The 21,211-nt window shown below is 63.9% G+C and carries 18 protein-coding genes and 1 pseudogene; 5 read left to right on the top strand and 14 right to left on the bottom strand.

What is annotated here, in order from left to right; all coding sequences use genetic code 11:
- Positions 1-101 precede the first annotated feature (101 nt).
- Together BCV67_RS16670 and BCV67_RS16665 are read left to right on the top strand one after the other, a co-directional pair.
- Complete coding sequence (locus BCV67_RS16670; protein ID WP_172837789.1) at positions 102-2,207, top strand: M13 family metallopeptidase; 2,106 nt, start codon at positions 102-104, stop codon at positions 2,205-2,207.
- 289 nt (positions 2,208-2,496) lie between these two features.
- Positions 2,497-4,506, top strand: coding sequence for a M13 family metallopeptidase (locus BCV67_RS16665; protein ID WP_062168212.1), 2,010 nt, complete (start codon positions 2,497-2,499; stop codon positions 4,504-4,506).
- A 95-nt stretch (positions 4,507-4,601) separates the two neighbouring features.
- Here the strand turns inward: BCV67_RS16665 and BCV67_RS16660 are convergent, their stop codons facing one another.
- From BCV67_RS16660 to BCV67_RS16635, 7 genes and pseudogenes are all read right to left on the bottom strand, one after another.
- On the bottom strand, positions 4,602-5,246 hold the full coding sequence (locus BCV67_RS16660; RefSeq protein ID WP_062168214.1) for a rhomboid family intramembrane serine protease: 645 nt from the start codon (positions 5,244-5,246) through the stop codon (positions 4,602-4,604).
- 41 nt (positions 5,247-5,287) lie between these two features.
- Complete coding sequence (locus BCV67_RS16655; protein ID WP_062168216.1) at positions 5,288-5,632, bottom strand: MGMT family protein; 345 nt, start codon at positions 5,630-5,632, stop codon at positions 5,288-5,290.
- Positions 5,629-6,552 carry a DMT family transporter gene (locus BCV67_RS16650; RefSeq protein WP_062168219.1) on the bottom strand — a complete coding sequence of 308 codons (924 nt, stop codon included), beginning with the start codon at positions 6,550-6,552 and terminating at the stop codon, positions 5,629-5,631. The genes BCV67_RS16655 and BCV67_RS16650 overlap by 4 nt, the downstream gene beginning before the upstream one ends.
- Positions 6,553-6,855: 303 nt before the next feature.
- Positions 6,856-8,208, bottom strand: coding sequence for a glutathione-disulfide reductase (gene gorA, locus BCV67_RS16645; RefSeq protein ID WP_062168221.1), 1,353 nt, complete (start codon positions 8,206-8,208; stop codon positions 6,856-6,858).
- Positions 8,205-8,341: pseudogene (locus BCV67_RS20580) on the bottom strand (amino acid dehydrogenase); the annotation flags it as partial. The gene gorA and the pseudogene BCV67_RS20580, both read right to left, overlap by 4 nt.
- 197 nt (positions 8,342-8,538) lie before the next feature.
- Positions 8,539-9,732 (bottom strand): DUF418 domain-containing protein, encoded by a 1,194-nt coding sequence (locus BCV67_RS16640; protein WP_062168223.1) that lies wholly within the window; start codon positions 9,730-9,732, stop codon positions 8,539-8,541.
- A gap of 327 nt (positions 9,733-10,059) precedes the next feature.
- Entirely contained in the window at positions 10,060-10,539 is a 480-nt protein-coding gene (locus BCV67_RS16635; protein WP_057627075.1) for an FKBP-type peptidyl-prolyl cis-trans isomerase, read from the bottom strand.
- Positions 10,540-10,649: 110 nt separating this feature from the next.
- Here BCV67_RS16635 and BCV67_RS16630 point away from each other — a divergent pair, with 110 nt between their 5' ends.
- The 3 genes from BCV67_RS16630 (at position 10,650) to BCV67_RS16620 (ending at position 13,580) form a co-directional block, all read left to right on the top strand.
- Positions 10,650-11,183, top strand: coding sequence for a C40 family peptidase (locus tag BCV67_RS16630; RefSeq protein ID WP_062168225.1), 534 nt, complete (start codon positions 10,650-10,652; stop codon positions 11,181-11,183).
- 106 nt (positions 11,184-11,289) lie between these two features.
- Positions 11,290-12,033: a C40 family peptidase gene (locus tag BCV67_RS16625; RefSeq protein WP_062168227.1), complete on the top strand. Its 744-nt coding sequence runs from the start codon at positions 11,290-11,292 to the stop codon at positions 12,031-12,033.
- Between the two features lie 215 nt (positions 12,034-12,248).
- Positions 12,249-13,580: a sigma-54 interaction domain-containing protein gene (locus BCV67_RS16620; RefSeq protein WP_062168230.1), complete on the top strand. Its 1,332-nt coding sequence runs from the start codon at positions 12,249-12,251 to the stop codon at positions 13,578-13,580.
- A 46-nt stretch (positions 13,581-13,626) separates the two neighbouring features.
- On the opposite strand, the gene BCV67_RS16615 is transcribed toward BCV67_RS16620, so the two are convergent.
- The 7 genes from BCV67_RS16615 to BCV67_RS16585 all read right to left on the bottom strand — a co-directional run bounded on the left by BCV67_RS16615 (position 13,627) and on the right by BCV67_RS16585 (position 21,200).
- Positions 13,627-14,958 (bottom strand): hypothetical protein, encoded by a 1,332-nt coding sequence (locus BCV67_RS16615; RefSeq protein ID WP_062168232.1) that lies wholly within the window; start codon positions 14,956-14,958, stop codon positions 13,627-13,629.
- Positions 14,959-15,009: 51 nt separating this feature from the next.
- Positions 15,010-15,768 (bottom strand): hypothetical protein, encoded by a 759-nt coding sequence (locus BCV67_RS16610; protein ID WP_062171611.1) that lies wholly within the window; start codon positions 15,766-15,768, stop codon positions 15,010-15,012.
- 18 nt (positions 15,769-15,786) lie between these two features.
- Positions 15,787-16,485 (bottom strand): C39 family peptidase, encoded by a 699-nt coding sequence (locus BCV67_RS16605; RefSeq protein WP_065868152.1) that lies wholly within the window; start codon positions 16,483-16,485, stop codon positions 15,787-15,789.
- A 143-nt stretch (positions 16,486-16,628) separates the two neighbouring features.
- Positions 16,629-18,119 (bottom strand): hypothetical protein, encoded by a 1,491-nt coding sequence (locus tag BCV67_RS16600; RefSeq protein ID WP_062168234.1) that lies wholly within the window; start codon positions 18,117-18,119, stop codon positions 16,629-16,631.
- 47 nt (positions 18,120-18,166) lie between these two features.
- On the bottom strand, positions 18,167-18,802 hold the full coding sequence (locus BCV67_RS16595) for a hypothetical protein (RefSeq protein ID WP_237334378.1): 636 nt from the start codon (positions 18,800-18,802) through the stop codon (positions 18,167-18,169).
- Positions 18,799-19,332, bottom strand: a complete 534-nt coding sequence (locus tag BCV67_RS16590) for a hypothetical protein (protein ID WP_062168236.1) — start codon at positions 19,330-19,332, stop codon at positions 18,799-18,801. The genes BCV67_RS16595 and BCV67_RS16590 overlap by 4 nt, the downstream gene beginning before the upstream one ends.
- A 536-nt stretch (positions 19,333-19,868) precedes the next feature.
- Positions 19,869-21,200 carry a dicarboxylate/amino acid:cation symporter gene (locus tag BCV67_RS16585; protein ID WP_062171613.1) on the bottom strand — a complete coding sequence of 444 codons (1,332 nt, stop codon included), beginning with the start codon at positions 21,198-21,200 and terminating at the stop codon, positions 19,869-19,871.
- Positions 21,201-21,211: the final 11 nt, after the last annotated feature.

The raw sequence follows: 21,211 nt of genomic DNA, 5'->3' as shown, positions 1-21,211 counted from the left end.
TACACCCCTGTCGCATCGGTTTCAGGCGTATCTTCCTGCTTCGGCCCCGGTTCCCGAGGCCTCACTCATGCTTCGAAACCGGCCCGGAGGCCTTTCCCGTGATCGTTCGCAAACCCCAGATTCTCCTGCTGTCGCTGGCCGTCGCCGCCGTGCTGACCGGCTGCCCCAAGCAGGAAGAGCAGTCCCCGCCGGCCGCCACCGCTGCTGCCCCGGCCGCGCCCGCTGCCAATGAGCTGAAGCTGGACGAGTCCAAGCTGCCGGCCTACAACGCCTTCACCGCTGCCGACCTGGACACCAGCAAGGACGCGTGCACCGATTTCAACGGTTACGTGAATGAAAAGTGGCTCAATGCCAACGAAATTCCGGCCGACCGTACCAGCTGGGGCGCCTTCACCATCCTCGACGAGCGCTCGGTTGCCGTGCAGCACCAGCTGGCCGAGCAGGCCGCGGCGATGAAGAACGCCACCGGCATCGAGAAGATCGTCGGCGACTTCTGGGCTGCCGGCATGGACGAAGCCAAGATCAACTCGCTGGGCATCACCCCGTTGAAGGCGGATCTGGCTGCCATCGACGGCCTGCAGAACACGGCCGCGCTGGCCGATTACCTGCGCACCACCGCTGCCAAGGGCGAGAACTTCCTGTTCGGTTTCGGGCCGGAAGCGGACTTCAAGAATTCGGCCATGAACATGGCCTACGCCAGCCAGGGCGGCTTGGGCCTGCCGGACACCACGTATTACACCGACGCCAGCAAGGCCGACAAGCTCAACGCCTACAAGGCCCACGTGGCCAAGGTGCTGGAACTGAGCGGCGTGCCCGCAGCCGACGCCGCCAAGCAGGCCGAGGACGTGATCAAGTTCGAAACCCGCCTGGCCAAGGCTTCCAAGTCCAGCGTCGAGCTGTCGCGTGACGTCTCGCTGTACTACAACCCGGTCACCGTGGCCGATGCCGACAAGCTGACCCCGAACTTCAGCTGGGCGGCGTTCTTCCAGGCGCAGGGTGTTGCCGCGCCGGAGAAGTTCTCGCTGGCCATGCCCGCCTTCCACCAGGAAGTGAGCAAGATGCTGGCCGATACCGACCCGGCTGCATGGCGCGCCTACCTGCGCTTCCACACCGTGGACGGCGCCGCACCGTACCTGAGCAATGAGTTCGTGCAGGAGAACTACGCGTTCTACGGCAAGGAACTGAACGGCCAGAAGGAAATCAAGCCTCGCTGGAAGCAGGTGCTGGGCACGATTGAAAGCGATGCCGGCGATGCCTTCGGCCAGATGTACGTCAAGGTCGCGTTCTCGCCGGAGTCCAAGGCCAAGATGGAAGAGCTGGTCAAGAACCTGGCTGCCGCCCTCAAGGACCGCATCCAGAACCTGGCCTGGATGAGCGATGAGACCAAGGCCAAGGCCATCGCCAAGTGGGAAACCTTCACCCCGAAGATCGGCTACCCGGACAAGTGGCGTGACTGGTCGGGCCTGAGCACCAGCCATGACGACTACCTGGGCAATGTGCGCGCCGCCAATGCCTTCAACTACAAGTGGGCCCTGTCCAAGATCGGCCAGCCGGTAGACAAGACCGAGTGGGGCATGACCCCGCAGACGGTCAATGCCTATTACAACCCGCTGCAGAACGAGATCGTGTTCCCGGCCGCCATCCTGCAGCCGCCGTTCTTCGATCCGAACGCCGACGACGCGCTGAACTACGGCGGCATCGGTGCCGTCATCGGCCACGAAATGACCCACGGTTACGACGACCAGGGCAGTCGCTTCGGCCCGACCGGCAACTTCGAGAACTGGTGGACCCCGGCCGATTCCAAGGGCTTTGCTGGCCTGACCGGTAAGCTGGTCAACCAGTTCAACGAGTACAAGGTGGGCGACCAGAAGGTCAACGGCTCGCTGACCCTGGGCGAGAACATCGCCGACCTGGGCGGCCTGGCAACGGCGTACGACGCGCTGCAGAAGGCGTCGGCCGGCAAGGAAGATGCAAAGGTTGACGGTTTCACCCGCGACCAGCGCTTCTTCTTCAACTGGGCCACCGTGTGGCGCACCAAGTACACCGCTGAAAACGCCAAGGTCCGCCTGGCAACCGATCCGCACGCCCCAGCGCAGTTCCGCGCGATGGGTGCGCCGTCGAACCTGCCGACTTTCGCCGCTGCGTTCCAGTGCAAGGCTGGTGCGCCGATGGTCCGTGCTGGCGACAAGCAGGTGGTCATCTGGTAATCACTGCCCCGCAGTGAGACCCGAACAAGGCCCGGCATTGCCGGGCCTTGTTTTTGTCCGCGTTTTTGTAGGAGCGGCGTACGCCGCGAAGCTGACCAGACCCAAAGCGCCGGAAATCAACGCAATCCCAACGGCGCCGACCGCTTCATTTGAAGTGGCTTCGCGGCTTACGCCGCTCCTACAACCGCAGGTTTTGATGCAATACCCAAATCCGTGCCCTGCCCCGGCACCAATCCGCTGCCAGCTTGTTAAACTCCGCCCACTTTGTCCTTCTGCGGATATGCACCACATGCCAAACGTTCGCCCACTTACCCTGGCCCTGGCCTTCTCTCTGGTGACGGTACTGTCCACCAACGATGCACAGGCCGCCCGCAAAAAACCTGCGGCCCGGGCACCGGCAGTGAGCGCGGCCTGTACGGATTTCTACGAAACCACCAACGGCAACTGGCTCAAGGCCAACCCGGTGCCGCAGACCGGCGCTGTCAGTGCCCTGGGCACCCTGGCCGACAATGCCCGCACCCAGCAGCGCCAGCTGCTTGATCGCGCGATGACCGCGCCGCAGGGCAATGTGCAGAAGCTGCTGGGCGATTTCTGGGCCAGCGGCCTGGACGAAGCCGCGGTTGAAGCCGATGGCTCCAAGCCGATCGCGCCGCTGCTGACCCGTATCAACGCCATCAAGAAGGCCAAGGACATCCCGGCCTCGATCGCGGCCCTGCACCAGGTCGGCATCCCGGTGGCGTTCAACTTCGCCCCGGACGTGGACCTGAAGGCACTGGACCGCCACATCGGCTACTTCATGCAGGGCGGCACCGGCCTGACCGACCCGGCCTTCTACACCCGCACCGATGCCGATACCGTCGCGCTGATGGGCCGCTACCGCGCCTACGTGAAGCAGATCCTGGCGCTGACCGGCACCCCGGCCGCCCAGCTTGATGCCGAATCGGCCCTGGTGATCCAGCTGGAAACCGAACTGGCGCGCAGCGCCCACTCGGTTGCCGACATCAACAACCCGTTCAACAACTACGCGCCGGTCTCCACCAAGGACCTGAACAGCCGTTACCGCAACCTGCAGCTGGACGCCTTCCTCAAGGCCCAGGGCGTGAACGACGACCTGGTGTCGCTGGCCGACCCGGCCCTGTTCCAGCAACTCAACGGCATGGTCACCCGCCTGCCGGCCAACCAGTGGAAGGCCTACCTGCGCTGGCGCGTGGGCGACTCGATGGCGCCGTACCTGTCCAAGGCCTACCGCGACGCCGAATTTGAATTCCGCGGCCGCCTGCTGCGTGGCCAGACCATCGCACCGTCGCGCCCGGAAGCCGTGCTCGACGCCATCAACGTGGCCGCAGGCCCGATGCTGGGCCATGAGTACGCTGCCACCTATCTCAACCGTGACACCCGCCGCCAGGCCGGCATCATGGTCGACCAGATCCGCGAAGCGCAGATCGCCTTGGTCAAGCGCAGCAGCTGGCTCAGCGCCGAGGCCAAGACCGAGGCCGAAGCCAAGCTGGCAGCCATGAAGATCGAGATCGGCACGCCACTGCGCGACCTCGACTACACCGTGCAGCCGATGGGCCGTGGCAGCTTTGGCGGCAACATGCTGATCGCCTCCACCTGGCGCCACGCCCAGGAAATGAAGCGCATTGGCAAGGGCAACGCCGACCGCCGCTGGGACGTGCTGCCGCAGCAGCCGTCCATCGCCTATGACATCGCCCAGAACCGCCTGATCGTGACTGCCGCTGCACTGCAGGGCCCGATCTTTGCCGCCAACGCCAGCAGCGCCGAGAAGTTCGGTGCCTTCGGTGGCTTGGTTGCGCACGAAGTCAGCCGTGCCATCGACGTCAAGGGGGCCATGATCGATGCCAAGGGCGAACTGCGCAGCTGGTGGACGCCGGCCGACAAGAGTGCCTGGACCCTGCTGGGCAACCGCATTGCCGCGCAGTACAGCAGCTATCCGTTCCCCGGGGTCAAGGACGCCAAGGTCAACGGCGAGCTGACCCGCGATGAAAACATGGCCGACCTGTCGGGCATGGAGATCGCCTTCGAGGCCTTCAGCACCGCCCAGGCCGATGCCAAGCCCGCCGACAAGCAGGACTTCTTCAAGGGTTGGGCCGGCCTGTGGGCACAGCAGTTGTCGCCGAACGAAGCCGTGCAGCGGCTGCGCACTGACGTGCGTGCGCCGGGCCGCTGGCGCAGCAATGCACCGCTGTCCAACCTGCCGGAATTCGGCGCCAGCTTCAGCTGCAAGCCGGGCCAGCCGATGCAGCGCACCGACGCCGAGCAGATCAAGATCTGGCGTTGATGCGGCGGTATTGAAGGAAGCAAAAAGGCGCGGATTCCGCGCCTTTTTGTTTTTTTGTTGTAGTGCCGAGCACGGCTCGGCCCTACCGTTGTTTGTTATTTGACGCGGCGCAGATGCGGGCCGCGCTTGTTGAACGGCGGTTGGCCGCGCCAGTAGCGGATCAGCAACCAGCCGAACAACATGCCGCCCAGATGGGCGAAATGGGCCACGCCCGGCTGCCAGCCGGTGAAACCAAGCAGCAGCTCAATCGCACCGAACACAATCACGAACGTGCGTGCCTTCATCGGAATCGGCGGGAACAACAACATCACCCGCTGGTTCGGGAACAACATGCCGTAAGCCAACAGCAGGCCGAACACGCCACCCGAGGCACCCAATACCGGGTTGTACTCACCGGCCAGGGCCGCGACCAGCAGCTGGCACAGGCCGGCACCGACCACGCAGACCATGTAATAGGTGAGGAAGCGCTTTTCACCCCAGGTCATTTCCAGCGGCGCGCCGAACATGAAGAGCGCAAGCATGTTGAAGAACAGATGGCCGAAGCCACCATGCAGGAAGCCGTAGCTCAACAGCTGCCACGGCCCGAAACCCGGTGAATCGCTGAAGACCTGCTGCGACCCCAGCGGCCACAACATCAACTGGGTGAAGATGCCCGCCGTCTGCGGCAGCTGCTGCAGCAGGAACAACACGACGTTGGCGATCAGCAGCGTCTGGGTGATTTTGGGAAGGCGCGGGAACATGGTGGCATCCGGGGGAACTGGCTACATGATAGCCGCAGCAGCTAGGCTGGGCCCCAGATCGCCTCGTCCAGGCTGCGCGGCGGTTTGGGCCGCTTCACCCGGCCATTCTCCACCACCACGCCCTCCGCCCGCAGCCGCTGGCTCTGTTCGCGCCAGCCGCGCGAACCTTCGGGCATGGCGATGCGGCCATCCGAGCGCAGCACCCGGTGCCAGGGCAGCGCGGGATCGTCATTGTTGCCCAGCAGGCGTGCCACCAACCGCGCCCGGCCCGGCAGGCCGGCCTTGGCTGCCACTTCGCCATAACCCAGCACCTGCCCGCGCGGGATGGCGCGGATCGTCTCGAGAATGCGGGTGTGTCCCGCAGCGGCCGTGGCCTCTGGCGTCAACGCTGCTTCGCCACGCCCCGGCCCACCAGCAGCACGCCGAGCAGCACCAGCACCGTCCCGGCGCTTTGCCAAATCCCCATGGGTTCGTCGAGCAACCATACGCTGAGCACAATCGTGGAAACCGGCCCCAGCATACTCACCTGCGCGGCCAACGAGGAGCCGATGCGCTTGACCCCGATCATGATCGCCAGCACCGGCAGCACCGTGCATACCGTGCCATTGAGCAGCGACAGCCAGTACACCGGCGACGCGTAGTTCCACAGCGCGTCCCAGGGCTGAAACAGCAGGTACTGACCGATGCACAGCACACAGGCGACCATGCTGGCATAAGCGGTCAGGCGTACCGCGCCGATCCGTGCCACCGCCTGGCCACTGCCGAACAGATACACCGCGTAGCTGAGCGCACTGGCGAACACCAGCGCAGAACCAATCAGCGTACGCTGGCCGTCGAGCTGGATGTCATGGCCGAACGCGAGCAAAACACCCAGGTAGCTGACCAGCAAGGCTGCCACTTGGGTGCGGGTCGGCCGCTGCTTGAGCACTACCAGCGCGATCAGCACCACCAGCGTCGGGCTGAGATAGAGAATCAGTCGTTCCAGCGTGGCGCTGATGTACTGCAGGCCGAGGAAATCAAGATAGCTGGACAGGTAGTAGCCGCTGAAACCCAGCAGCACCACCCGCCAGCGGTCGCCCGCCGACAAAGGCTGTGCGCGGCGTGCCGCCCACATGCCCATGGCAATGAAGAACGGAAACGCGATCATCATCCGCAACGCCAGCAAGGCCGTGGCATCGGCGCCATGCCGGTAGGCCAGCTTTACGATCACCGCCTTGCCGGAGGCGGCAATGGCGCCGGTGCCCGCCAGCAACAGCCCGCTGATCAACAAGCGACGGGAGCTGGTGGGTAACGTTGGCGCGGCCACGGTAGCCTCGCGCGGGGTTGGAGCAGTCACGGTGCTACGGCATCCGGGAGAGATGGCCTTCCATTATGGGCGCTGCGGGGTTGAGGCGTGGCTGACGGGTAGGACCAAGCAGAAGCAGAAGCAGAAGCAGAAGCAAAAAACAAAAACAAAAGTACTCCGCTCCCCCATGCCTTCGGCAAAGGGAGGCAGCAGAAGCATTGTCCGCAACTGCAGGATCAGCCTCCTCCCTTGCGCGCAGCGCAGGGGAGGATTGAGGAGGGGTGCTTCTGCTTCTGTTATTGCTGTTGCTGCTACCAGCAACCCTCAACGCGTCAGCACAACTTCCTCGGCCGAAGTCGGATGGATCGCCACCGTCTCCTCCAGCTGCCTGCGCGTCACGCCGGCCTTAACGGCCACCGCAAACCCCTGCAGGATCTCGTCCGCAGCGTCACCCAGCAGGTGAATTCCAACCACCTTTTCCTCCTCGCCAGCGCACACCATCTTGAACAGGCTGCGCACCTCCCCTTGTCCCAGGGCCTGCAGCATCGGCCGGAACCGGCTGTAGTACGTGCTTACGGTGGCGAACCGTTTGTTCGCCTCTTCTTCGCTCAAGCCCACGCTGCCCAACGGCGGATGCGCAAACACAACACTGGGAATGTTCTCGTAATCAAGCCGTGCCTGCGGCTGACCGCCCAGCACGCGATCCATCAGCTTGCGCGCGGCGGCAATCGCCACCGGGGTCAAGGTCACACGGCCGGTCACGTCGCCGACGGCATAAATACCCGGCACCGAAGTGTTCTGGTAATCATCCACCTCGATCTGGCCTTTCTCGCCCAGCTTCACGCCCGCCTGCTCCAGGCCAAGCCCACGTGTATTGGGTCCGCGCCCGGTGGCGAACAACACAGTGTCGAACAACGCCTGCTCCGGGCCATTGTGCAGTTGCGCGCTGATCCGGCCCTGCTGTTGCTGCAGGGCTTCCACCTTGCAGCCAAAGTGCAGTTCAACACCCTGCAGGCGCAGGTTTTCGGCCAACTGGTCGGACAGCTCCGCATCGAAATGATCCAGCAACCGCTGCCCACGCACGAGCAAGGCCACCTCACTGCCGAGTGCCCGCAGCACCCCGGACAACTCCACCGCGATATAGCCGCCACCAATCAGGGCAACCCGCTCGGGCCGCGACTGCAACGCGAAAAAGTCGTCCGAGACACCCCCCAGCTCGGCACCTGGCAATTCCGGTTTGAGCGGATGGGCACCGGTGGCGATGACCAGGTGCTCGGCACGGAACTGGGTGCCGTCATCGCACTGCACGGTATGCGCGTCTATCAGATGCCCACGGCTGCTGATGCGCACCACACCGGTTTCATCCAGCCGCCTCTGGTAACTGCCATGGATATTGCTGATGTAATGCTGGCGTCGTTCCAGCAGGGTTGTCCAGGACAGCGCCGGTTCGGCAGGCACATCGAAGCCCATCTGCCTTGCTAGACCGATGCGTTCGGCCAGGTCCGCCGCCAGCCACATCGCCTTCTTCGGCACGCAGCCCACATTGACGCAGGTGCCACCCAATGGCGCAGGCTCGAGCATTGCCACCTTGGCACCATAGGACGCTGCGCGGAACGCCGCCGCCAGCCCACCGGAACCGCCGCCCAGTACCACCACGTCGTAATTGCGCGCACTCATCGGAAGCGCTCCGCGCAGTACGGCGCAGGGTCCATTGCAGAGGCCTGCCCGCTCATCAAATCAGCCATCAATTGTCCGCTCCACTGCTCATGCCTACACCCAGCATGCCATGACCGGCCGCCAGCCATCTGTGAGCTCGCAACGCGAGGCCCCGGCTGCCATGCCATGCCTGGTCAGCGGCGCCAACCGTACCCGCGCTGATGAACGGCGCCGCTCAAGCGCTGCCGCGGATAGCGCAATCAACCACCGCTGGCGCCCAGCTCCGGACAGCGCCCGCACCGTCGTCAGATCGGCGCGGTTCCATCCGTACGTTTCAATGGCGTGCGCGGATCAACGCCGCAGGGGTGGCAATTGCATATAAGTGAACGCGCGCCATGCCCACTCCACCGGGCCGAACCGGAACCGCTGCAGCCAGAGATGGCTCAGCGCCACCTGCGCGGCGAACAGGCCTGCCGCAAACAGCAGCTGCGGCGCTCGCCCCATCTGCTCGAACCAGCCCAGGCCATAGGCATAGAACACCCATGTGCAGACCAGCGATTGGCCGAGGTAGTTGCTCAACGCCATGCGCCCGGCGGGCGCCAGGAACCGCAGATAGCGGCTCCAGCGCACGCCCCAGGCCAGATAGCCCAGGCACATCAACAGTCCGGCCACGGCAGTGAGCGCATAGGCGCTTGCACCGCGCATATCGAAACGACCCGGCGGGTTGTACGACTGCAGATAGACACTGGAACACATCACCGCCAACCCAACCGGCAACAGCCAGCGCAGTGCTGCCCATAACCGTTGATGGCGGTCGGGCGCGGCGATGGCGCCGCTGCGCGCGAACCAAGCCCCGATCAGGAACATGCCCAGTATCTGCGGCCCGACCACCAGCAAGGCGCCCAACGACGCGCCCAGGTCGCGCAGACGCTGCGCGAGCGCCTGCAGATAACTGCCATGCCCGTAAGCCTGGCGCTGCGCTTCGATTGCAGCAACTGCGGCAGCCTGCTGGGTAGTGCCGGCATCGGCCGGTGCGAACTGCATCAATGCACCGAGCAGCAGCATCAGAACAGCCGCGCCGACATAGGCCGCCGTACCCAATACCGGCAACCAGCTGCGTGGCGCCTCGCGGAAGGCCAGCAAGGCAAACGACAGCAAGGCATACGCCACCAGGATATCGCCGGACCACAACAGCACCGCATGCAGCACACCGATGATCAACAGGCCCAGACTACGGCGCAGATAGAAGCGGGTGAAGTCGCGCCCGGCACTGCTGGCGCGCTGCGCCATCACCGCAAAACCGGCACCGAACAGCAGCGAGAACAACGTGAAGAACTTGCCCTGCACGAACACGTAGACGAAGGCATCGGCCCAGTAATCAACGCCCTGCCAATGCGGATCGATGCCGGTGAAGGACGTGTCCAAGGGCCCGCTGAAGGCCTCCATGTTCATCAGCAGGATGCCGAACAGGGCAAAGCCGCGCAGCACATCCAAGGTGACAATGCGCTCATTGGCTGCCACGGGCTGGAAAGCGGTAGAGGACAACGGCGACTTCCTTCAACGACAGGTGCGCGATTAGAGCATGCGGACCTGTGTAGTGCCGAGCCATGCTCGGCAGAGGCTTTCCTCATGCCGCCACCGGCAACGCTGCACAGCTGTCCCCAAGACGCGACGCTCTGACTGCCTCAACGCTTCCAAGCGCTCACCCCTCCCCAACCCTCCCCTTCGCTGCGCGAAAGGGAGGGAGGGAGCGAAGCGGTAGTGCCGAGCATGGCTCGGCACTACAGGAGGCTGCGCCGCTTCGCCTTGCCCTGCAACGCAGAACGGCCCGCGTTGGCGGGCCGTTCTTGGGCACTGCCTTGCGGCACGCGCTTAGTGCTGGTGACCGCCGTCGCCGTGCACGTGGCCGTGCTGCACTTCTTCTTCGCTGGCTTCGCGCACTTCGATGATTTCCACGTCGAAATGCAGATCCTTGCCGGCCATCGGGTGGTTCAGGTCGACGTCGACCACGGTCATGCCGACCTTCTCCACGGTAACCGCACGCGGGCCGAAGTTGGTCTGCAGGATCACCTGGGTGCCCGGGATCAGCGGGGTCTTGCCGAAGTGCTTCTTCGGCACGCGCTGGGTCATGCCCTCGCGACGCTCACCGTAGGCGTCGGTCGACTTCACGTCCACGCCGAAGCTCTCGCCGGCTTCCTTGTCCATCATCGCCGCTTCCAGGCCCGGGATGATGTTGCCGTGGCCGATCAGGATGGCCAACGGATCACGGTCCTTGGAGCTTTCGATCGGCTCCTGGCCAGCTTCGGAGACGGTGTAATGGAAACGGACGACGCGGTCTTTTTCGATCTTCATGCGCAACTCTGATAAATGGCTGCCCGCTGGCAGACGTTGGGACGGCTTGTCGGCCGCCGGGGACGCCGCCATGATGACGGCCTTCTTAGGTGGCGCATTATCCGGGCTCCATGCACATCACGCCAGTTTTCCGCTTCCGCTCGTGGCGCCTGCCGGTCACGCTGCTGTCCGCCGCCCTGCTTGCCGCCTGCGGCCACACCCCGCCCAAGCGGGCGGCCGCACCCGCGCCGGCCCGTAATTACTCGCCGGTGGCACCGGCCGACCCCGCTGCGGCAGCGTCGGTGTTGATGCGGGCGCTGGGGCTGGTCGGCACGCCTTACCGCTATGGGGGCAATACGCCGGAATCGGGATTCGACTGCAGCGGGTTGGTGACTTACGTCTACCGCGACATGCTGGCGCTGAACCTGCCCCGCACCTCGCGCGAGCTGGCCGCAATCCAGGGCCCGAAGATCGCCCCGGACCGCCTGACCGCCGGTGACCTGGTGTTCTTCGGCGACAAAGGCAACGTCTGGCACGTTGGCATCTACGTCGGCGAAGGCCGCTTTGTGCATGCACCCAGCACCGGCGGCACGGTCCGTCTGGACCATCTGGATGCCGCCTATTGGCGCGATCATTACACCGGAGCGAAGCGCGTACTGCGCTAAAACGAGCCATTGGTCACGAAAAATAACAATTTCTTAACGAAAATTGTACTTATCAACACGTTTCGCAGGGCATCATCCCCCATCGACTTTTTCTAGTGACTGCCGCGTGACGACTGACAACACGTCCCATCCGAGCCAGCCGAAGATTTCCCCGCTCACCCTCCGCCGCCTGATCTGCGCCGCGGCACTGGCTCTGGCCAGCCTGCCCGCCTTCGCTCAGAGCGCCGACACCACCGCAGCTGCCAAGCCCGCTGCGGCCAAGACTGAAGCTCCCCGCAGCAAGGCCGACAGCGCTGCCACCGCCACACTCGCTGCATTGCTGCCGCACCTTGCAGCCAGCGACACCATTCCGCTGATGGACCGTTCGGCGATGTTTGCTGGCGACCTGAGCCGGCTGATTTCCGCCTACGACGCCTCCAAGGGCATCTCGGCCGCCACCGAAGCGGCATTGGCCAACGATTCCGACGGCAAGGTGCAGTCCATCCTGCGCCGCGCCATGACCCTGCTGGGCACCCCGTACCGCTGGGGCGGCACCTCGCCGGATGCCGGCTTTGACTGCAGCGGCCTGGTTGGTTACGTGTTCCGTACTGCCCTGGGCGTCGAGCTGCCGCGCGTTTCGCGCGAAATGGCCAGCCAGGCCAATGCCGAACTGATCAACGACCGCTCGGCGCTGGCCGCCGGCGATCTGGTGTTCTTCGGCCGCAAGGGCCGCGTCGACCACGTCGGCATCTATGTCGGCGAAGGCCGCTTCCTGCACGCACCCAGCACCGGCAAGGATGTCCGCACCGACTCCCTGATGACCGGCTATTGGGGTGACAAGTTCATGCAGGCCCGTCGCATGGCGCTGTAAGCGCCCTGCTGGCACCTACCTGCTGAGCCGCGACCTTCGGGTCGCGGCTTTTTTATTGCCCGCCGCTTACTGCCACAGCCAAGCCCGGGCGTAACTTTTCCTGCACAAACATTAATGCGAACCCCGGTGACCGCGCCCAATTAAAGTGCCGAATACGATTGCGCACGCGTGAATCACAGGTATATCGTTGGCCGCGGATCAGAAGGCAACCAGCCATGGCGGCGGCACAAATGTCAAGTACGCATTGTGTGATCTGGTTTGGAAATCCCGGGGCAAGAGAGAAGGTGATGCTGGCCGCGGACGGCTGGCAGGTACGTACGGTGCTGCCCCAACAACCGGCCGACATCGGCATGCGCGGCGGCGACATGGTGGTTGGCCTGATCGATTTCCGCACCAGCTCGGACAGCGAACTGGAGCGCATCGGCGAGCTGACCGCCGCGCACCAGCACATGCCGTTGTTTGCGATCACCCCGGCCGCCAGCAGCAGCGAAACGACGTCACGGCATCCGTTGCTGGCCGCCTGCAGCCAACACTTTGCCCACCCGCTGGACCTGAAGGAACTGCTGCGCGGCCTGCACGGGCTCAGCAACGAGGTACCACGCGCGGCCAGCGAAGACGTACTGGACACCCTGCTCGGCGAGAGCGAGGTGATGCTGGTGATGCGGGCAACACTGCGCAAGTACGCACCGGTCGATCTACCGGTCCTGATCACCGGCGAAACCGGTACCGGCAAGGAGGTCGCGGCGCATGCCCTGCACCGGCTGTCGGCGCGCAGCGGCAAACCTTTCCAGGCCATCAACTGCGGCGCCATTCCTTCGACCCTGATCCAGTCCGAACTGTTCGGCCATGAGCGCGGCGCGTTCACCGGCGCCACCAGCCGCCGGCTGGGCCTGTTTGAAACCGCACACACCGGCAGCGTGTTCCTTGATGAGATTGGCGACCTGCCGCTGGACGCGCAGACCAGCCTGCTGCGGGTGCTGCAGGAAGGCACCATCGAGCGGGTCGGCAGCAACCAGCCGGTTGCGGTGGACGTGCGCATCCTTGCCGCCACCCACGTCGACCTGGAGCGGGCGGTGGAAGAAGGCCGGTTCCGCCGCGACCTTTATTACCGGTTGAACGTCCTGCGCCTGGCAATGCCACCGCTGCGCAAGCGTGATGGCGATATCGAACTGCTTTCGCGGCAATTCCTGCGCAACTTCCGCATGCGCCACCCCACCCGCGCACGCGGTTACACGCTCGAGGCGCGCCAGGCGATGGAACGCTTTCCGTGGCCGGGCAATGTGCGCGAACTGCTCAACCGGGTGCAGCGCGCCGCCATCACCGCCGAAGGCGAGTTGATCAGCAGCACCGATCTGGAACTCAACCTGCCCAGCGATGGCGCGCAGTTGAGCAAGGCACGCAGTCATGCCGAACGCGAAACCCTGCTGTCCTGCCTGCAGCAAAGCCAGTACAACATCAGCGCCTGCGCGCGCCTGATGAAGGTGTCGCGGGTCACCATCTACCGCATGTGCCGCAAACACCAGCTGGAACTGGAGGCGCTGCGTTGATTGCTCGACGCAGCGCTTCGGCGTTGTTCCGCCTTGGCCGGCACGCTCAGAGCATGTAAGGCACCTTGAACGCCAGGCTGAAATCCGGCGCATCCGGTGTCAGCCCGATTCCCAGCATGCTGACGAAGGTGGCCTTGGAGGTCAGTGCATAGGTCACACCCAGATTGAGCGTGCCGGCGTTGCCATCGCTGCCGATGACCTTCATCCATTTGCCGTTCTTGTAGCGGGTGGAAGCACGTGCGCTCATGCGGTCACTGAAGGAAATGCTCAGGCTGGTGCGTTCGTTGAAAGCAAACGCAATGCCGGCGCCGAAGTAATACGAATCGCCCAGCACCACTTCGCCCGGATTGACCGTGTCAGGGTTGGCATCGATGTCGTTGAAGCTGCGCTTGAACGAACGCACGTAGCCGATGTTGCCGAACAGGATCGCGGGATCGGCGCTCTTGACCGCCGACAGACCGATATTGGCCTGCCACAAACCATTGCCGGTGGGCTGCTTGGCCGGCACCGCGAAGCGGATGAAGTCATCGTCATCGCGTTCGATCACCTTCCAGTCCAGGCCATAGGGTTCACGCCCGGTCGGTGCGGTCACCGCACCGGTCAGCACTGTTTCCGGGCGCCAGCCGCGTTCGCCGAACAGCTTGTAGTTGGCGCTGACGGTCACATCGCCGATGCCGGTGCCATGGGTCTCCTCCTGCGCGATCGCCGCCGCCGAGCCGCCAGCACCGCCTTTCTGATAGATGGTCTTGCGGGCGATGTAAGGCACGTCCAGGTTCAAGGTCAAACGCGGATTGAGGCCCCAGCGCGCGGCAAAGTTGTAGGTGAGCGAATCGGACTCGACGTTCTCGATGGCGATGTTGCCCAGGAAGATCGCATCCAGCGCCAGGAAACCATTGAGGGTGAGTTGTTTGCGGTCGTAGCGTGCGTAGGTGACGCTGTTTTCCAGCGTCAGGCGCTGGTTGAACAAGGCCGACTGCTGTTGCTTGACGTCATCCACACTACGTCGCGCCGCTTCCTTGGCCTGCTGCGCCTCGGTCGCGCTGCTGGCATAACCTTCGGCCGGCGGCGTCGCGGCGGCAGCCGTAGCTGCGGCCGGTACTGCGGGCGCTTGAGGTCCTGCAGCCATTGCCGTGGGCGGCTGCGCGGCAGGCATCTGCGCAGTCTTGCCGCTTACCCGCGCCTGGATCGCCTGCACCTGCATGTCCAGTTCGCGCAAACGCCGCACCTCCTGTGCATAGCTGGCCTTCAACGCCTCCAGCTGCGAAACCAATGCCCGTACATCCGCCTCATCGCTACTGCCGGTTGTCGCCTCCTGTGCCAACACCTTGGGTGAAGCCACAGTCAGACTCACCAGCGCCGCCATCGCCAGTCGTTTCATTGCTGCCGTCCTCTACGTTGTACCTGCAAAATCCCGTGCCAGGCACGGGGCTCACTGCCCGCCGACCCCGCCAATCCCCCGATTGAGCGTGATGGCCTGTGCCACGTTCTGTGCAAGCGGCAGATTGCCCCCCAGCGACTGCCGCACCAGATCAATCTGCAACCGGTTGTTCACCACCTGCCCATCGCTGGTCAGCTGGATGCTCTGGCCAACGCTGCCGCTGCGCAGCCATTGCTGCACCGCGCCCTGACCTTCGATGTTCAACTGCAGCCGCGCGGCATTGCCGTCGAAGCTGGCCACCGCACTGGCATTGCCGGACTGCGCGCTGGCATCGCCGGCAACCGTACCGGTGCCGGTCGGCACCACGCCGTCGTTGCGTACGTTCAAATGCATCACGTTGCTGGCGCGGTTGCTGTCGCCGGCGACCTGCACGCTCTGGCTGACACCACTCACATTGTTCAAGCCGCTGCCATCAATACTGCGCCCTGTCACATCCGGTAGCGGCGCATTGGCGGCGGTGATGTTGACGCTGGGGGTGAAGCTGACCTTGGGCGTGTTGCCCTTGGTGAAATCCATGCCCAGGGTCATGGTGCCCTGCAGGTTCTGGCCGGTGCCGGTCTGCCAGGTCGACACCATGGTTACTCCGAACCATGCCACTGCGTTACCCCCTACGGTGTAACGGCCGCGCATAAGGTTCAATTCCGGATCGGGTATTTCATGCAGGCCCTTGCCAGGCTTGCTTGGATTTTCCGCACCGTGCACTGGCAGCGCGGCACTCAGCGCCAAAGCCAGCAGGGCGAACTTGATCATGTTCATCACAACACTCCTTCAGAACAGGTCGGCATGGGTAAAACCGAAATCGACCAGCTCCGCATCGGTAATGGGGCCGCGCCCTTGACGTGCATACAGCGCGCGCGCACTCGGTCTTTCAGCAGGTTGCAGCAGCACGGTATTGCGGTCGAAATCGCTGCCTATCACCACGAACACCGCGCGCGAGGGCCAGGACTGCAGGAACTCGGCCATCGGCACCACGCGGTTGCCGAGGATGGGGTCGGCAATCTCGGCCACGCCATCACGCACCTGCTTGAGCACGACGAAGTGGCGGAACCCACGCACATCCATCAACACCAGGCCGGGGACCCGAAGGTTCGCCAAGCGGTCTTCATCAATCCGGTAGCCGCGCCCGCGCATGCCCAGCGATTCCACGTAACGCTTGATGTCCAGCAATGAGAATCCGCGTTGTTTCACCAACTCCGGATCGGCCACCCCCATCATTCCCTCGATCACCGTCGCCTCATCGGTATTCAAGTGGTAGGCATGCTTGAGGATCGTGGCCAAGGCCGCGGCGCCGCAGCTGTAATCGGTCTGCTGCCGCACCAGGTTGCGGAAACGCCGTTCTTTCATGCTCTCGATCTTGCCGCTGTACAGGGCCCCATTGGGCAGCACGCCGTTGAATGCCACCTCGCCCGCATGCAGCAGGCCAGGGGACACCGACAACGCACAGGTCAGCAGCAAGCAACGGAACATAAACACGGCGCCTCCAGCGTATAGGAAGGTGGGAGCCCCCCTCCCGGGGGAAAGGAATGGGGGCTCCCGGAACCCGGCCATTGGCGGATGGCCGGGCTTGTTGCGCGAAGCCGGTGCGTCATCCGATTGGATGACGCTTCCGGTTATTCACCACCCGGGTTGCCCGGCGGAGTGCCACCGCCGGTCGAGGGCTGCGCAACCGCCAGCGCAAGGCTGTTGGCCTGCAGGTTGCCGGTACCGGAGGACACGTTCACACCGATGTTGCCGGAGGCATTGGAGAACGCCGAGCCCGACAGACTGGCGGTATTGGTCGCATTGACCGCCACCCAGTTGACGGTGCTCACCTGGCCACTCAGGCTGGCCGTCAGATCAGCAGTTCCCATCTCGCTGAACTTGCTGGTGCCCTTCTCATCGGTATCCCATGCCATGCCACCCACACCCGGCCTGTTCGGGTTGGCCACGGCACCCTGGGTCTGGTTGTCCCAATCCGAGTGACCGGTCTGGTCGCCCGCCGGATGCGTATCGCCCGACCAGTTGTCCACGTAGAAATTGGACTTCTGATAGGAATTGCCGGTGCCGGTGTACTCGCCGGTGCCCGAGCCGCTGGTGGTACCCGTCACCTTGCCGCTCAGGTTCACGTTGACGGTGCTGACCATGCGGTCGTAGTAGCCGTTGTTCTCGACGCGGTTGCCGCTCGAGGTCTGGTTCGAGCTGATGGTCGAGGTGGCATAGGCGCTGGTGGCAACCGAGGCAGCTAGAGCGTTCTTCTGCTCGTTGTTGTTACCCGAGGTCACGTTGACGCCGATGTTGCCGGCTGCACCGGAGAACGCGTTGCCGCTGATGCCAGCATCGTTGGTCACGCCATGGTTCCAGGTCATGTTGTTGGTGCCAGCCTGGTTCACGAACACTTCGGCGTCAGCCATGCCAAAGCTGAAGGACGCATCGGCAGCGGACAGCGCAGCGGCATTGTCCTGTGCGTTGTTGTCACCGGCAGCCACGTTGAAGCCCAGGTTGCCCGAGGCATCGGAGGCAACGTCATCGCCGATCGAAGCGGTGTTTTCCAGCAACCCGTTGCGGGCATGGTTGCCGGAGATCGACTGGCGGTTGTCAATGATGGCAATCGCGGCCGAATCCAGATCGATGTTGCCGGTGATGGTCGGGTCGCCGGAGAAGTTCACGTCCGAGCTCAGACGGATGTCCTTCTCGATGTTCACATCAACGCCGTGGTTGTTCTTTTCCTTGCGTTCGTCGGCGGAGATGTTCGAGGTCTTCTGTACGTTCTCGGTGACATCGTTGGACCAGGTGTTGGTCGTCTCGGTGTTGCTGCGGGTGTCGGTATTGCTGGTGGTTTCGGTATTGGTGCGGGTGTCAGTGTTGTTGCGCGTATCGTTGTAGCGCAGTCTGGCAGCGGCATCCAACTTCAGATCGATGTCGGTATCGATCGCGGTGTTTACATCGGTATTTACGTTGGTATTGGTGTTCGTATTTGTGTTGGTGTTCGTGCGCGTCTCAACCACATTGTGCAGGTGATTGATGGTCGCGCTCGCGTTCTGATCGTCCGCCGCACTGGCCGCCGCACTCATGGTGAATGCGGTAACCGCCATGGCGAGTACATTCCATTTGATCGCTTTCATGGTGCCCTCTTCAGGTTTTCTGATGCATCGGGTGGATGGAGCTGTGCTCACGGGGTGCCCTGCACGGAGATGCTGAATCTGTTCTCCGTTGCATTGCCTGATCCCGCGATCTGATTGAGTTGCAGTACGCCGTCAAATCCGCGCAACGCGGATTCCTCCACGCCTACCCGTCGGGTAGCACGCGGGTCGGTGACGATGGACTGCCCCCCCGCCGACGCGAGCACTTCGGATGAAGTCATTGCTTCATCACTTGCCTCGCGTATGCCCTGTGCAGCCAGCGTCGCGTTGACGGAGTTCAGCTCCGCATTGCCGCCGCCACTGGCCTGATTGATTGAAGCGATGCCGCTGGCCCCGGCCAGCGCATTGCCACCGACCACGGCCGAAGCCTGCATCGGTGTGTTGTAGAGATTGGCTTGCCGCTGCTGCAGGCTGCGTACGCTTGACGCTGCCTGGTTGCCATTGGCCATGCTGTGCAGGTTGGCCTGCAGATTGAGCTCACCGGCGGCCTGGTTGACCTTGATCGAGCCATCGGCGCCAGCCAGCGCATTGCCGTCGATGCGGCTGTCCGCAGACAGGTAAGACAACATGCCGATGTAACTGTCGGGGCGCGATTGCGCCTGCGCCGCGCCGACCAGCAGCAGTGCCAGCACTGCGCCCGACAGACGGAGGAAGGCGGTGTTCACTTGCCACCCGGCCCGGCTGGCTGGCCCAGCGGGAACTGCGCCAATGCGCCACGCACCTGATCACCGATACCGCGTGTGGCCCCGCCCACGGCGCCCATCGGGCCGCCGATGGCGCGTGACATCTGGTTGCCGGACAGCATGCCGCCGTCACCCACAACCCGTCCCAGGGTGCCGCCGACCACACCGCTGGTCACCCGCTCCACCGTGGTCTGGCCGTGACCGCTTGCCAGGCCGTCTGCCATACCCGAGCCCATCGACGCGTAGTCGTCGTCGCTGAGTTCACTCATGCCGCCGGCACCCAACGCCGTGCCCAGCTCCTTGCGCGGCGACGGATCCGCAATCAAGGCCATGCCCGGCGGTGCCGGACGATAGGCCGGACGGGTAGAGACGTCGCGCAGCAATACGATCTCGCCCGGCTGCGCCTTTACGCCCTGACGCGCGCCAGAGGCCAAGGCGCCCTGGCTGGCGGCGGCGCCGATCAGCAACACGCCGATCAGGGCGGCATAACGATGTAGGTTGCAGCTGTCCATTGCGTCGTCCACTCGTAACAACGCGAGTGAAGGAGCAGCAACCGTGCCAAGCGTTATTTTCCTGTGGAAACAGTAGGTTGTGTTCTGCAACAAGGGTTACAGGTGTATCCCTGTCACAGCCGGTCGGATTTCAAATACGACGTATGGCCGCCTGCTGAAACTCCCAGGACCCAAGCCGGACGCGGCTTTCACGCCGGTGTATCAGCGCTGTTACAGACAGTTGTTACACCTGCTACAGCCGCACGGGCATTCGCCTGTGGGAACCAAGGAGTGGCGCGAGGCAGCCCCTGTAGGAGCGGCGTCAGCCGCGAAGCCGACAGCGCTGCAACCCTTGCATGCATGTCATCTGACGATGCACCAGCTTCGCGGCTGACGCCGCTCCTACACAGCTGCCGCAGGCAAAGGAGGCGCGAAGGGATAGGCAAAAAAATCCGATGCCAGAGTCCTGGCACCGGATTTCGCACAGCTCGAGTATTCAAGGGATCAACATCAACGCACTACTGGCCTTTCACCCGGATGCCGCAGCCAACTGCGGCTCACTCCAGATGGCGGCCACTGGCTCCACCGCCCATCGCCGGGGTGCCGGCTGCGTCGTAAACCTGCTGGTCGAGCAGCCCTGTTTCCTTGGCCACGATCACCGGCACCACCATCTGCCCGGTGACGTTGGTCATGGTGCGCATCATGTCGAGGATGCGGTCGATCGCGTACAGGTAGCCAATCGCCTCCAACGGCAGATTGGCCGCGCTCAACACCACCGTGGCCATCACCACCGCCGTGCCTGGCACGCCAGCGGTACCAAAGCTGCCCAGCACCGAGGCGATCAACACGATCACATACTGCTCGGGCGTCAACGGCACACCGGTGTATTGCGCGATGAACACCGCACACAGCGCCGGATAGATCGCGCCGCAGCCGTCCATCTTGATGCTGGCGCCCAAGGGCACCGCGAACGATGCGTAGTCCTTGTTCACGCCAAGGTTGTCACTGATCGAACGCATCGCCACCGGCATCGCGGCGAAGCTCGACGAGGCCACAAATGCCACCTGCATGCCCGGCGCCGCACCGCGGAAGAACTTCCACGGGTTGAGCCCATGCACCAGCAACAAGCCGCTGTAGACCACCACGATATGCAGCGCGCAGGCCACATACAGCGCCAGCACGAAATTGCCCAGCGGCAGCAGCTTCTCGAAACCATAGCTGCCCACCAGCCCGGCGATCAGGCCGAAGGTACCCAGCGGCGTCATCTCCAGCACGAAGCGGGTCACCTGGATCATGATCTCGCTCATCTGGCCAACCAGCTTGCGCGCCTCGTTGACCTTCTCGCCCAGCTTTACCATCGCAAAGCCCAGCAGGCCGGCGAAGAAGATCACCGGCAGGATCGAGCCGCGGCCAGCGGCCAGCACCTGCTCACCGGCCGCATTGGCCTTGGTGCCGATGCCAGCCAGCGCATAGAACACATTGGACGGCACCACATCCATCAGCACCTTGGCGATGGATGGCACGTCACGCGGGGTATAGGCCGAATCCACCGCCAGCTTGAGCCCGCCGGTACCCGGCTGCATCACCGTGCCGACCAGCAGGCCAATGCCCACCGCAAACGCGGCGGTGATGACAAACCACAGGAAGGTGCGGCCGCTCAGCGCCGCAACAGATTTCTGCCCATGCAGCGAGCCGATCGCATTGATCACCGCGAAGAACACCAGCGGCACCGCGATCATCTTGATCAAGGTGACGTAGAGCTCGCCCAGCGGGCCAAAAAAGGTCTCGGCAGCCGGGCCCATCGCCCAGCCGGCCAGCGCGCCCAGCACGAAGCCGCCCACCACCCGCTGCCAGAAGGGGATCCGCAGCCAGGCAGAAACCACATTCATATCGTCAATCC

The organism is Stenotrophomonas nitritireducens, from assembly GCF_001700965.1.
Taxonomy (GTDB): Bacteria; Pseudomonadota; Gammaproteobacteria; order Xanthomonadales; family Xanthomonadaceae; genus Stenotrophomonas; species Stenotrophomonas nitritireducens_A.
The sequence above is the reverse complement of the archived record's forward strand: the minus strand, read 5'-3'. Positions and strand labels throughout refer to the sequence as shown.